Source organism: Rhodococcus (subgen. Prescottella) equi (genome assembly GCF_003013675.1).
Taxonomy (GTDB): Bacteria; Actinomycetota; Actinomycetes; order Mycobacteriales; family Mycobacteriaceae; genus Prescottella; species Prescottella equi.
This window is the reverse complement of the sequence record NZ_CP027793.1, coordinates 5,019,735-5,032,704: the sequence shown is the minus strand read 5'-3', so window position 1 is coordinate 5,032,704 and position 12,970 is coordinate 5,019,735. Positions and strand designations below refer to the sequence as shown.

Sequence of the window (12,970 nt, the reverse complement as noted above, 5' to 3'; positions counted from 1 at the left end):
GGCCGGCATGACCGACGTGGCAGCTCTGCTCGTGACATTGCAACTCACCGATTCGGCGTTCCCCGCCGGGTTCTACACGCTCTCGCACGGCCTCGAGGGCTACGCGCAGACGGGGTCGGTGACGCCGGCGACGCTTCCGGAGCTGCTGACGGATCTGTTGCGGCATTCGGTCGGTCCCGCCGACGCGACGGCACTGGCGCTCGCGCACAACGCTGTTCGGGACGGGGATCGCGAGGCACTGCACCGAGTGGACCGACGCCTGCACGCCACCAAGCTCAACCGCGAGTTGCGGCGCGCCTGTACCCGGACCGGCCACCAGATGCTCGCGGTCGCGCGCGAGACGTTCGGCCGTCCCGAGATCGAGCGGTTCGGCGAGGACGTCGCCGCGAAGCGTTCCCCCGGCACACAGCCGGTGGTCACCGGGGTGGTCGCGGCGGCGTGCGGGGTGGATGTCGCGCAGGCGGTGGCCGGTGATCTGTTCGCGTTCTCCGCCAGCCTGGTGGGTGCCGCGCTGCGGCTGCGGCTCACCGATCACATTCGAGCGCAACGAATCCTCGCCGACGCCGCCCCGGTGATCGGGGAGGTCACCGCGGCCGCGCTGCGCCGCGACCTGAACGACCTCGGCGGGTGCACTCCCGTCGCCGACGTGATGTCGGCGGGACACGAGCGGGCCGACGCCCGCCTGTTCGTCAGCTGACACCAGAGGAAGGAGAAGACATGACCGACGTTCTGCGGGTCGGGATCGGTGGCCCGGTGGGCTCGGGCAAGACCGCACTGATCGAGGCGCTCGTCCCGGTGCTGACTGCACGGGGGCGCCGTCCGGCAGTGATCACCAACGACATCTACACACAGGAGGACGCCGAGCACGTCCGACGCACGCTCGACGGGATCCTCGATCCGGCACGCGTCGTGGGCGTGGAGACGGGAGCGTGTCCGCACACCGCCGTGCGGGACGACCCGACGATGAACCTCGCCGCGGGCGCCGAACTGCTGGAACAGTTTCCGGACGTCGACACACTCCTCTACGAGTCCGGCGGCGACAATCTGACACTGACGTTCAGTCCGGTGCTGGTCGATCTGTTCCTGTTCGTGCTCGACACCGCCGAGGGGGAGAAGATGCCACGCAAGCGGGGGCCGGGCATCACCGAGTCGGATCTGTTGGTGATCAACAAGATCGACATCGCGCAGTACGTCCGCACCGACGTGGACGTCATGGAGTCCGACGCGTACCGGGTCCGCGACGGTCGTCCGGTGCAGTTGACGAACTGCCTGACCGGACAGGGGCTCGATGCCATCGCGGACTTCCTCGACACGTTCAGGGAGCAACCGTGACCGGGGACGGGAACGGCGACGTCCCGGAGATCGTGGCCGGTTACGCGGGAACCCCCGAGACGCTGCCTGCCGGCAGCCCCGGCAAGGACGGCGTCCTCGAGCTCGGATTCGTCCGAATCGGTGGCCGGACCGAGCTGTCGCAGCACCGGCAGCAGCCGCCACTGCAGATCATGCGGCCCTTGTACGTCGACCCGGAACGTCCCGACCTGCCGGTGGTGTATTTGATGTCGACCGGCGGCGGGCTGGTCCAGGGCGATCGTATGAGGCTCGACATCGACTGCGGCCCGGACACGTCCGTGCATCTGACGACGCAGGCCTCGACGAAGGTGCAGCGGATGGACACCGACTACGCGACGCAGACGGTGACGTTGCGGGCGGGTGCCGGCGCCTTCGTCGAGTATCTTCCCGAACCGCTGATCCCGTTCGGTGGGGCGCGCCTGCACCAGCGCACCACGGTGACCGTCGATCCGTCCGCCACCGTGATCCTCGGGGAGACGGTGCTCGCCGGACGCCTGGCCCGGGACGAGAAGCACGAGTACGACGTGTTCGCGTCGGATCTCGAGGTCGTCCGACCCGACGGCGTGCTACTGGCGGTCGACACGATCCGGCTGCAGCCGTCGGACGGCGGCGTCACCGGGCCTGCGGTGTTCGGCGACCACGACGTGATGGGCACGCTGTACGTGATCACTCCGCTCGCGCACGCCCGTGCCCTCGCCGACGTGTTGCACGATGCGATCGAGGGCCCGACGGACGGCATCGAGGCGGGCGTGAGCATCCTCCCGGAGGACTGCGGGGTGTGGCTCCGGGTGCTCGGCACCGAGACCGAGGCCGTGGCCGCAGTGGTCCGCCAGGCCTGGGACGCGGCCCGGCGCCTGCTGATCGGGGTTCCGGCGCCGCACATTCGCCGAACCTGACGGGCAGGACGGGCGACGGGACGGGACACGAGGGTTCAGGGCTGACGGCCGTCGTCGCCGACCGACGTCCGGGGGATGCGTCCGCTGGCGAAGAGCGCCGCTACCGTCAGCAGTGCGGCGACCCAGAGTGCGGCCTGCAACGCCTGCAGGCGGGCGTCGGTGTTGGCCGACACCACCGCGTCCGCGACCGTCCGATCCACTCCGGCGGCATCGAGAGCCCCGGACAGTTGGGTGTCGCTGAGGAACGGGACACCGCTGGCGAGTTCCGTGGTGGCCTGTTCCTGGACGGTGTCGGGTACGCGGGGGTCGTCCTGGATTCCGGCGACGATCGAGGCGCTCAGTGTCGCGATCAGCACGGAACCGATGAGCGCGGTGCCGAGCGAAGCGCCGAGGTTGGTCGCGGTGTTCTGCAGGCCGCCCACCTCGGCGCTGCGCGCGTCGGGCACCGCGGAGACGGTGACCGCGCCGAGTTGGGACGCGAGCGCGCCGAGCCCGAGACCCATCAGCAGCATCGGGACCGCGACGATCCCGGCGTTGGCGCCGGGGTCCATGCCCGCGGCCAGGATCCCGATGCCGACGGTCATCGACGCGAGGCCCGCCCGCACGACGCGGCGCGGATTCGCGCGCGGCCACACCCGCGGTATCCCGACCGCGGTCAGGAGCAGCGCGACCGACAGGGGGAGCAGGCGCACGCCCGTCTGTAGCGCGGTCAGTTCGAGAACGACCGACAGGAACAGTGGGACGGTGAAGAACACGCCGGCCTGAATCATGAACTGTGCGAAGAACATCGTCAGTCCGCCGGACAGTTGCCGGTTGGCGAGCAGCCGGGTGTCGAGCAACGGTTCGCCACCGCGGTGCGTCAGGCGCGCCTCCCAGCGGGTGAAGGCGTAGATCACCAGCAGGCCCGCGAGCACGAGCCAGCAGACCGGGGACAGGCCCAGCAGTTCGGGACCGCCGGGTCGGCTGCGCAGCCATCCCCATTCGCCGGCCCGCAGCACGCCGTACACGACCAGGCCCAGGCCCGCGACGGACAGCAGCGAGCCGACCAGGTCGAGCCGGGCTCGCGCCGGCGGGGCGTCCTCGATCCGGCGCAGCACCGGCAGGATCAGGATCACGAGGACGACTTCACCGGCGAACACGTACCGCCACGACGCGAACGTGGTGACCGCGCCGCCTATCAGCGGACCGGCGGCCACCGCGACGGCGCCCGAGGCGGCGATCAGTCCGTAGGCGCTCGCACGCTTCTCGGGCGGGAAGTTGGCCGCGACGAGGGCGACGATCGCGGGCATGATGAGGGCGGCACCGAGACCCTCGAGCACCGACCACCCCAGCAGGAGCACGCCCAGGTTCGGGGCCAGTGCGGTGGTCAGCGAGCCCGCACCGTAGACGACGAGACCGATGCCGAACGCCCGCCGACGACCGATGATGCTGCCGATCTTCCCGCCGGTGATCATCAGTGTCGCCATCACGAGCGTGTACAGCGTGATCGCCGTCTGGATCCCGGTGATCGTGGTGCCGAGGTCCGACGCGACCATCGCCATCGACACGTTCATCACCGAACTGTCGAGCGTCATCAGGAACTGTCCCGCCGACAGTGTCGCCAGGATCAGCGTCGCCCGGGATCCGGTCGGACGCCCGATGGTGTCAGGCATACCCGATTGAATCAGGGCCGGGGCACGCCGCGCGGCGGATCGGCCTCAGTCGATCAGGCCGGTCCGATACGCGATCTCGAGGGCCTCGTCGCGCGAGTGCGCGTCGATCTTCCGGTACAGCGTCCGCAACTGGCTCTTGACCGTGTTGGTCGACACGAAGAGCGTGCGGGCGATCTCGAGTGTCGACAGGCCGCGCGCGAGTTCGGCGAGGACCGCACGCTCACGTTCGGTGAGTTCCACGTGGTGGACGGCCGCGGGGTACACCTCGCGGGCGTCGGTCGCGAGCAGCGCGGCCACGGCCTTCGACGGGGTCCGTGCCGCCGCATCCAGGTCGGCGAGCAGCGCCCGGGGGACCGTGGCGAGCATTCCGAGCAGCCCGGTCCGGTCCGCGATCGCCGTCGCCTGCGCCCACGACCGGGCGGCCGCGGCGTGCTCGCCCAGCGCGTGGTGCGCAGCGGTCTCGATCAGCAGGGCGTCGAGCTGGCTGCGGGTGAACGGATAGCTGAACCAGTCGCATTTGCGGCACAGTGCGAGCGCGGTCGCCGGCTTGCCGGTGAGCAGGTGAGCGCGCGCGGCGGGGATCAGCAGGATCGGCTCGGTGAGTTCGCGTTCGGCGAGCATCGACAGGGCGCGGTTGCCCTCGCCGAGGGCCAGGCGCAGTTCGACCTCGAGCGCCGACGTCAGCGACGCGACCTTCGATCCCGGGCGGAGCCTCGCGGCGTGGGACGCGATCGCGCGCTGCAGGACGGCCATACCGGCGTACGCCTGTCCGGTCGCGAGGGCGTGCCGGCAGTGGGCCAAAGTGACGAAAGGCCACAGCTCCTCGCGTTCGGAGGCCTCGCCCAGTTCGTCGAGCCAGTGATCGGCGGCCGCGATGTCGAGGCGGTCGAGTGCCACCAGGGTGCGGGCCACGAGTCCGCCCACCTTGACCATCGGCTCGAGCCAGCCGTCGGGATCGGGGTGCGCGTTCTCGAGCTCGATCCATTCCTCGGCGCGCCGCGGTTCGCCGGTCACGGCCCAGTTCATCGCGGAGTTGCCCGCCGCGTTGCGGGCCACGAAGTCGACTCCCTGCGCCAACGCGCCACGGTGTGCGAGCCGCAGCTCCACCGCCGATTCCGCGAATGCCCCGGCGAGTTCGTACGTGATTCCCCATTGGAGGCGCATCACCGGCAACTGGTCGGCGATGTCGTCCGGGCGGGTGTCGAGCGCGCCGCGGACCAGATGGGTGAGCCGGCGGGTCATTTCCGCGGCGCGTTCGTGCTCACCGCCGAGGCGGAGCATCAGGGTCTGGACGCAGCCCACGCTGAGGGCGTCGCGCGCCTTCTCGGTGGTGCCGAGTTGCTCGAGCGCTGCGGGCCGGCTGGGCAGCGCGTCGGCGGGGATGGTCGGCTGGGCGCCCAGGAGGATGAACAGGTCGCGTCCGGCCTTGATGGCGGGGTGGGCGTCGAGGTGTTCTTCCGGCAGGCCGCTCAGCGTCGACCGCAGTAATCCGAAGTGGCTGTCGATCAGTCTCACCCAGTGATCGGAGATCAGATCGAGCACGAAGTCCCAGTCCTTCGCCTCGACCGCGTACCCGAGTCCCGACGCGATGTTCCCGCGCTGCACCTCGTGGCGCGCCAGGACCGTGAGTCTCTCGTCGCGGTCGATGCCCACCTGCGCCTGTGCCGCGAGCAGGCAGTCGCGGACGGCCGGCGCGAACTCCCAGGCGTCCTCGACCGTTGTCTCGCAATGGTTGACGATTCCGGCGGATTCGAGAATCTCGAGCCGTCGCACGGCGTCGTCGGCGCCGGTCAGCAGCCGAGCGATCTCCTCCGTGATGACGCGCGCGGTGGCGACGGTGATGACGAAGTCGCGGCTTTCGTCAATCGAAGGATGTTCGAGCACAGTCGATTGCACGTATCGGGCGATCGTGCTGTCGAGGCGGTGCGCGAGGAGTTCCCGGCGTTCCGGGGAGTCGGGGAGATTCTTCGTGACGACGACCGCGATGCGCATCAGGGCCGGCAGTCCTCCGGTCCGAGTGCGGATGTAGTCCAGTTCGCCCGGCTCGAGCGATATTTCGGCGTGAGCGAACAGCTCCTCCGCGTCCTCGCGGGTGTAGAGCAGGTCGCGCGCCAGGATCAGCTCGTGCGTGGGCTCCATGACGACGGGGTCCCCGAACAGCGATCTGTCGCACGCGGTGGCGACGATGTTGACGTTGTGGCACCGGTCGAGAAGATGCAGGATCTCGTCCTCGATACGGACGTCGTGCACCAGATCGATACGAACGAGTACGAGCAGTACCGGCGCTCCGCAGTGGGCGAGATACTCCCGGACCTGCTCTGCTGCCGACGTGTTGTCCGGCGACGGATCGGTCTCTCCCGCAATGATGCCCGCCGCACGGATTCGCTCGATCGCGGACCGCCAGAACTCCTCCGACGTGGTGGTCTCCGCAGGGGCGGAAATCCACAGCACTGCACGATATTCCGATCTGGCGGACTCGAGCCACGACACGAGGAGGTTGATCTTGCCGAAGCCCCGCGGCGCGCGGATCACCGTGATCGGCGAGTTCCGGTCCAGGCGCGCGAGAAGTCGCTTCCGGGCCGGAGCCCATGCCGAACTGCGGCTCGGCATCGGACCTGTAATGCCGTTCTGCCGGCGCTCTCTCATTGGAAACCACCCCCCGGCTCCGGTTCGCACGATTCCCGCGACGCGGCGGGCTTCGAGACTTCTCTCCACAAACCTCTTCCGCACGATCATTGCAAATTGCGCCACACCGGACATTGGCTACCCTCTACTTCCACCCGATGAGACCTGCACTTGATCGCCGCGTACGTCATGGGGCACGGTCGATCCCATGACCGAGACCGCTCCGGATCCCGCACTGCACGGTGCCGTGCGGGCGCCCCGTGCCGATGTGCCGGTCGCTCGATCGAATTCGGTAAGGCTGGTCACTCGTCTCGACCTGTCGCGGCCGGACGGTGCCGGAGGCATGCTCCGATTGAGCGGGCGGGCGTGGGAGTTCGAGATCGACGCGCGCGCCGTGGAGTCGGTGCGGGACGCGGCCGACCTCGAGGCAGTCGTGGACTATCACGACGGTCGCACCCTCACCCGCATCCGCACGTCGCCCGCTGTGCCGGAACTCGCAACTCTCGTCGGGGCGTCGGCGATCGCAGGGTTCCGTGGGCGGGTCGACGCCGCGGTCGCGGATGGTGCCGCCGACGTGCGTGCACCGCTGGCCCAGTTGCTCGACGACGTGCCACTGGGCACGTTGATCTCGGGTCACGCCGTGTCGGCCGAACGCGCGCTGGATCCACACGCTGCCGTGGGTGGCACCGGCTACGTTCCGGTGGGCGACCAGTGCGCGGGCTACGTCGACGGCGGCGCGCTCATCACCACGATCGCCGTGCGCGGGCGCAGTCCGGTCGCGGACGGACCCGTCGCACCGCCCCTCGACGACGCCTTCGGGCGCACACCGCCCGCCCTGGGGATCCACGCGATGCGACGTCGTCGCAGGATCGACCGGTGGACCGAGAACGGCGAGCTGCGTTTCGACGCGATGTTCCGAGACACCTACGTCCGCGCCGACGGGGTCGAGACGGTGATCCACGAGTACGAACTCACGGCGGCCGTCGACGCCGCGACGGGCGTCGTCCGCGAGGCGACGGCGACGCCTCGGGTGTTGCCGTGGCTCGATTGTCCGGGCGCCGTGGCCAGCGCCGGACGACTGGTCGGGACCGCGATCACGGACGTCGAGGCGGACGTGCGCCGCGGCTTCCGTGGACCGCACACGTGCACGCACCTCAACGACCTGCTGCGCAGCATCACGCGCTGATCCGGGGAATTCGCCCGATATCCGACATCGGCGCGGCGGACACGGGATGATGCCGGTGCCGGCGGGCGTGCGGCGGCGCAGTGCCCGCCGCGTCCCGCCGCATAACATCCGACCGTTGGACGAGGAGTGCCCGTGGGGATCGGTAGACGAGCTTCGGTCGTGGGACGGTTCGCGGCGCCTGCGTGCGCCCTCGCGGCGATGACGGCCCTCGCGGCACCGGCATGGGGCGCGCCCGCCGACACACCGGCGACGCCACCGACGGATGTGTCGACGTCCGAGCCGCAGGACTGCACCGCGACCGGATCGGCGTCGTCGGCGTCGCTGGACACCGGACTCGGTTCGGAGTGGTCGGCGCCCGTCTCCTCCGCGACGTTCGGGCTGTCCTGCAGCGGATCGGCCGTGCTGCTCGACCTCGGGTCGCTCGCGGCGTTCGTGGGCAGCTGACGCCGCCAGGTCTGTCGAGACCGCACGCGCGGGCCCGAGTCACGTCCAGCGGTGGGTCAGGACGTGGTCGCACGCAGGTTTCGGCGCAGGATCTTGCCGGAGGCCGACTTCGGGACGATCTCGATGAACTCCACCTGCCGCACCTTCTTGTGCGGCGAGACACGTCGAGCGACGAAGTCGATCACCGCCTCCTCGGTGAGCGCGGCACCCGGCTGGCGAACGACGAACGCCTTGGGCACCTCCTCGCCGTCGGCGTCGAGGACCCCGACGACGGCCGCGTCGGCGATCTGCGGGTGGGTCAGCAGGAGTGCCTCGAGTTCGGCGGGTGGCACCTGGTAGCCCTTGTACTTGATCAGTTCCTTCAAGCGGTCGACGATCGTGACGTTGCCGGCTGCGTCGACGGTCGCGATGTCTCCGGTGTGCAGGTAGCCGTCCGCGTCGAGCGCGTCGGCGGTGGCCTGCGGGTTGCCGAGGTAGCCGAGCATGACGTTGGGTCCCTTGCACCACAGTTCGCCGGGTTCGGAGTTGCCCTCTCCGATGGGGTAGTCGACTTCCTCCCCGGTGTTCGGGTCGACGAGCTTGCACTCCATGCCGGCGAGTGTCGGTCCCACCGAGTCGAGCGGAACGTCGTCCCCGTCGAACGGGATCACGTGGCTGACCGGGCTCATCTCGGACATGCCGTAACCCTGGCGGACCTTGCAGTGGAGCCGGGCGCTCACCGCCTCGCCGAGCGCCCGGTCCAGCGGCGCCGCGCCGGAGAACACGGTGTGCACGCTGGAGAGGTCGAACTCTTCCACGAGCGGATGTTTCGCCAGTGCCACGGCGACCGGCGGGGCGACGAACACGTAGGTGCAGCGCTGCTCCGCGACGATTCGCAAGAACTCCGGTAGCTCGAACTTGGGCATCGTCACCAGTGACGCCCGGTTGTACAGGGCGGCGTTGAGCAGCACGGTCATTCCGTAGATGTGGAAGAACGGCAGAACCGCGAGAATCCGGTCGTTCGGGGTGATCTCGATCGGCGCCTCGATCTGGAGCACGTTGGCCACGAGGTTGCGGTGGGTGAGCATTACGCCCTTGGGTCGGCCGGTGGTCCCCGAGGAATACGGCAACACCGCCAGATGCGTGGCGGGGTCGAACGACACGTCGGGAGCGGGCACGTCCTCGGCGAGCAGGTCGCTCAGGGATGGGTGTCCCGGCGCACCGTCGATCACGACCAGACGATCGGCGGGAAGGCCGACGGCGGCGGCTGCCTCCGTTGCCTGAGGAAGCAGCGCCGAGACCGTGAACAGCCACTGCGCCTTCGAGTCCGCGAGCTGTCCGCGGATGTCCGCCGCGGTGTAGAGCGCGTTGACAGTCGTGGCGGTGGCACCGGCCCGGAGGATGCCGTGGAACACGGCCGCGAAGTCGGGCGAGTTCGGTGAGAGGAGGGCGACGACGTCACCGACCCCCACGCCACGGGCCGCGAGGGCGCCGGCCACGGCGTCGATCCGCCCGATCAAGGTCCGGTAGTCGGTGACGGTCCCGGACGCGCCGTCGATCAGAGCCGGACGATCGAGGTCGGTATCCGCGATGGAACCGAACAGGACGTCGTGGACGCTCCGGTTCGGGATCGGGACTGCGGGATAGGGGCTGCGAAAGCTCATGATGCTCCTGTCGATTCGTTGTCCGGTGAGTTCGAACGCATGCCGTGCCTATCCCATCGAGCCAGTGCCACATCCAGATCCTCGGTGCGCGGCGGCGGCGCCGCACCGCGCGTCGAGCCCAGCCGTGGGGCAGGCGCCGGCATCATGAAGCCGGCGGTGTCGGTGAATGCCGCGCGGTGGGTTGCGTGGCTGTGAAGGGTGGCCTCCTGCAGTGAAAGTACCGGTGTGACACAGGCGTTCGCTCCTTCGAAGGCCGCCGTCCAGTCGCTGCGCGCCCGAGAGGCGAAGATCCCGTCGAACCGTTCCGCCAGCTCGTTCCAGTTCGAGCGGTCCCACCGGTCGGGTAGTGCGGCCGGGTCGAGTCCGAGGCCGCGCACGAATCGGTCGTAGTACACATCCTCGAGGGCGCCCACGGCCATGAACCCGTGGTCGGCGCACTCGTAGGCGCGGTAGAAGGGCGCCGATCCGTCGAGGAGATTGGTGCCTCGGTCGGGCGACCAACGGCCGGCATGCTGCCACGATCGGACGAGCGCGGTCACCGAGCTGGCGCCGTCGATCATGGCCGCATCCACCACCTGGCCCCGGCCGGTCCGGGTTCTCTCCCACAGAGCGGCGAGGATGCCGACGAGCAGGAACATCGATCCCCCACCGAAGTTCGCGACGTAGTTCAGTGGCGGCGACGGTGGCCCGGTCGCGGGGCCGAGCGGTTCGAGCGCGCCCGACAGCGCAAGGTAGTTCACGTCGTGGCCGGCCTCCCGGGCCAGCGGGCCCTCCTGCCCCCAACCCGTCATCCGGCCGTAGACCAGTCCCGGATTGTCCTGCAGGCAGACGTCCGGGCCGAGGCCCAGCTTCTCCATCGTGCCGGGCCGGGAACCCTCCATCAGGACGTCGGCGCTGCCGATCAGGCTGCGCACTCGGCGCCGGCCGCGGTCGCTCGTGAGGTCCGCGGTGACCACGGTCCGTCCCCGGAGCATCCCCGCATCGGCGTCGTCGATCCCGTCGTCGGAGGCTGTCGACGACGGCCGGACGACGCGCACGATGTCGGCGCCCAGGTCCGCCAACATCATCCCCGCGTGCAGTAGCGGACCGATGGCCTCCATCTCGACCACCCGGACCCCCGCCAGCGGCCCGCCGTGACCGTGCGCGGCCGTCCTCTGCGGCATCGTCATCCCTGCCCGGCCGGGGCCGGAACCGCTGCGGCACGGGCGGGTTCGGTTCGGAAGTCCGCAGGGTCGACCTTGTTGGTCATCGCCCAGTAGTCGTTGATACGCCAGGGCAGTACCGATACGACGCGGCCGTCCGGGTTGCGGTACCAGTTCTCCATCGCGGGGTGTGTCCACACCATGCGTGCGTGCCGACGATCGACTGCCTCGTTGTAGCGATCGTTCACCTCGGTCCGGCACTCGAGTGTGCCGAGACCCTCCGACCGCATCAGCGCGAGAGCGTCCATGATGTAACGGATCTGGCATTCCAGGATCGTGATGAAGCTTCCTCCGTGGCCGAGGCCGGTGTTCGGCCCGGTCATGATGAAGAAGTTGGGGAAGTCCGGGACCGTGATGCCGAGATAGGCGCGGGCGTCGTGCTCACCCCAGATCTCCTTGGTGGACCGACCCGAGCGACCGACGATCTCCATCGGGTGGAGAACACGCACGCTGTGGAAGCCCGTCGCCATCACGATGACGTCCAGTTCGTGCTCGACGCCGTTCGAATCGATCAGGCCGGAGGGTGTCACGGCGTCGACACCGAACGGAACTAGGGTGACGTCGGGTTTGCGCAGCATCGCGAACCAGCCGTTGTCCAGCAGCATCCGCTTGCCGAAGGGGGGATAGTCCGGCAGGGAGGCCGCGATCAGATCGGTGCGGTCACCCAGCTGATCGCGTAGGTAGCGCTCGTAGAACTTGCGATGACCGTGGTTGGTCGCGTTGATCGAGGCGTTCGGCTCGGGCCAGTCCGGATCCACCTGGAGGGACGGGTACACCTTGTCGTTGAAGATCCACGACAGACGTGCCCGATACCACTCGCGATAGCCGGGCACGTGGTCCATGAGCCAGTGCACGTCCTCGGGGATGGTCGCGAAGTAGTCGTCGTTCGGCGCGATCCACTGCGGCGAACGCTGGAAGATCGTCAGCGATCCGACACGGTCCGCAATGGCCGGCCCGATCTGCATGGCACTGGCGCCCGACCCGACGATGCCCACCTTCTTACCCAGCAGCGCCTCCGGATCGTCGAGCTCGCTGGGCCACTCCGCCGAGTGGAAGAGGCGCCCACCGAAACTCTCCATCCCCGGCAGGTTGGGGACTTTCGGACGGTTGAGCAGGCCGACAGCGCTGATCAGGATCGGGGCCTCCCAGAGCTCCGAGCTCTCGTCGGGCCGGCGCACCGTGACGCGCCAGCACTGTCGCGATTCGTCGAACTCGGCACGCGTCACCTCGTGCCGGAAACGGACATGCCGCCGGATGTCGTGCGCCGCGGCGAAGTCCTCGAGATAGTTCTGCACCTCGTCACGCTTGCCGAAGTGGGTCGACCAGTTGTGCGGGAACGACGAGATCGAGTAGAGGTGGCTCGGTGTGTCGACCCCGGCACCCGGGTAGCGGTTCTCCCACCACGAACCGCCCACCTCGTCGTTCTTCTCCACGATCACGTGGGGGATTCCGGCGCGGGTCAGCTCGACCGAGGCCAGCATCCCCGCGATGCCCGCTCCGATCACGATCGCGTGCAGGCGGTCGTCCGGCGTGCTCGTAACGGGTTCCGGCCGTGGACCGTTGACAATCTCCGCCATCATGGGCGCGAAATCCGACGGCACCGTCTCACCGCAGGTGAGGTCGAGAATCCGCTCGACCTCCGCGTCGTCCAACCGCCGCCGCGGGGGCCGGCCCAGCGCCCACCAATGTTCGACGGCGTCCACCAGTGCACCCCGGATCTCGGACTGGACGTCGTCGGGAAGCCCTCCCGTCGCGTTGTCGTCCATGCCTCGGCTGCGGGTGGGTCGGTAACGGGGGCCCGTCCAGCGCTCGTCGGCGGTCAACTCCAGCAACACCGCGAGCATGGTCGGAACGTTTCCCTGTCGCACCGCCGAACGGAGGCGGTCGTGGTCAGTGAAGTTAGCCATGCGACGGAGGCTAACACGAGTTAGTTTGTTCGCAAACCTTGAAGGTAGAACCGTTCACTACCTTA

General features: G+C 69.1%; 10 protein-coding genes. 5 read left to right on the top strand and 5 right to left on the bottom strand.

Translation table 11 applies throughout. The features are described from left to right. Positions 1-7: 7 nt before the first annotated feature. From C7H75_RS23330 to C7H75_RS23320, 3 genes are read left to right on the top strand one after another with little or no spacing between them, the layout of a single operon-like run. The gene (locus C7H75_RS23330) at positions 8-697 is read left to right on the top strand and encodes an urease accessory protein UreF (protein ID WP_106851900.1); all 690 of its coding nucleotides are present in this window, start codon (positions 8-10) and stop codon (positions 695-697) included. A gap of 20 nt (positions 698-717) precedes the next feature. Then, positions 718-1,332 carry an urease accessory protein UreG gene (gene ureG, locus C7H75_RS23325; protein WP_106851899.1) on the top strand — a complete coding sequence of 205 codons (615 nt, stop codon included), beginning with the start codon at positions 718-720 and terminating at the stop codon, positions 1,330-1,332. Continuing rightward, positions 1,329-2,246 carry an urease accessory protein UreD gene (locus C7H75_RS23320; protein ID WP_022598463.1) on the top strand — a complete coding sequence of 306 codons (918 nt, stop codon included), beginning with the start codon at positions 1,329-1,331 and terminating at the stop codon, positions 2,244-2,246. Before ureG ends, C7H75_RS23320 begins: the two co-directional genes overlap by 4 nt. A gap of 35 nt (positions 2,247-2,281) precedes the next feature. Here C7H75_RS23320 and C7H75_RS23315 read toward each other — a convergent pair whose 3' ends face one another. After that, on the bottom strand, positions 2,282-3,898 hold the full coding sequence (locus C7H75_RS23315; protein ID WP_022598462.1) for an MFS transporter: 1,617 nt from the start codon (positions 3,896-3,898) through the stop codon (positions 2,282-2,284). 45 nt (positions 3,899-3,943) lie between these two features. Continuing rightward, on the bottom strand, positions 3,944-6,508 hold the full coding sequence (locus tag C7H75_RS23310; protein ID WP_233281820.1) for a LuxR C-terminal-related transcriptional regulator: 2,565 nt from the start codon (positions 6,506-6,508) through the stop codon (positions 3,944-3,946). Between the two features lie 223 nt (positions 6,509-6,731). On the opposite strand from C7H75_RS23310, the gene C7H75_RS23305 reads away from it, so the two are divergent. Together C7H75_RS23305 and C7H75_RS23300 are read left to right on the top strand one after the other, a co-directional pair. Then, positions 6,732-7,709, top strand: a complete 978-nt coding sequence (locus tag C7H75_RS23305) for a DUF2889 domain-containing protein (protein WP_005516900.1) — start codon at positions 6,732-6,734, stop codon at positions 7,707-7,709. Between the two features lie 132 nt (positions 7,710-7,841). Continuing rightward, the gene (locus C7H75_RS23300; protein WP_013417550.1) at positions 7,842-8,153 is read left to right on the top strand and encodes a hypothetical protein; all 312 of its coding nucleotides are present in this window, start codon (positions 7,842-7,844) and stop codon (positions 8,151-8,153) included. Positions 8,154-8,209: 56 nt separating this feature from the next. On the opposite strand, the gene C7H75_RS23295 is transcribed toward C7H75_RS23300, so the two are convergent. From C7H75_RS23295 to C7H75_RS23285, 3 genes are read right to left on the bottom strand one after another with little or no spacing between them, the layout of a single operon-like run. Beyond that, positions 8,210-9,796 (bottom strand): AMP-binding protein, encoded by a 1,587-nt coding sequence (locus C7H75_RS23295; RefSeq protein ID WP_081183986.1) that lies wholly within the window; start codon positions 9,794-9,796, stop codon positions 8,210-8,212. Beyond that, positions 9,793-10,965, bottom strand: coding sequence for a CaiB/BaiF CoA transferase family protein (locus C7H75_RS23290; protein WP_106851898.1), 1,173 nt, complete (start codon positions 10,963-10,965; stop codon positions 9,793-9,795). The genes C7H75_RS23295 and C7H75_RS23290 overlap by 4 nt, the downstream gene beginning before the upstream one ends. Further along, positions 10,962-12,842 carry a flavin-containing monooxygenase gene (locus C7H75_RS23285; RefSeq protein WP_081183990.1) on the bottom strand — a complete coding sequence of 627 codons (1,881 nt, stop codon included), beginning with the start codon at positions 12,840-12,842 and terminating at the stop codon, positions 10,962-10,964. The genes C7H75_RS23290 and C7H75_RS23285 overlap by 4 nt, the downstream gene beginning before the upstream one ends. Between the last annotated feature and the right edge of the window lie 128 nt (positions 12,843-12,970).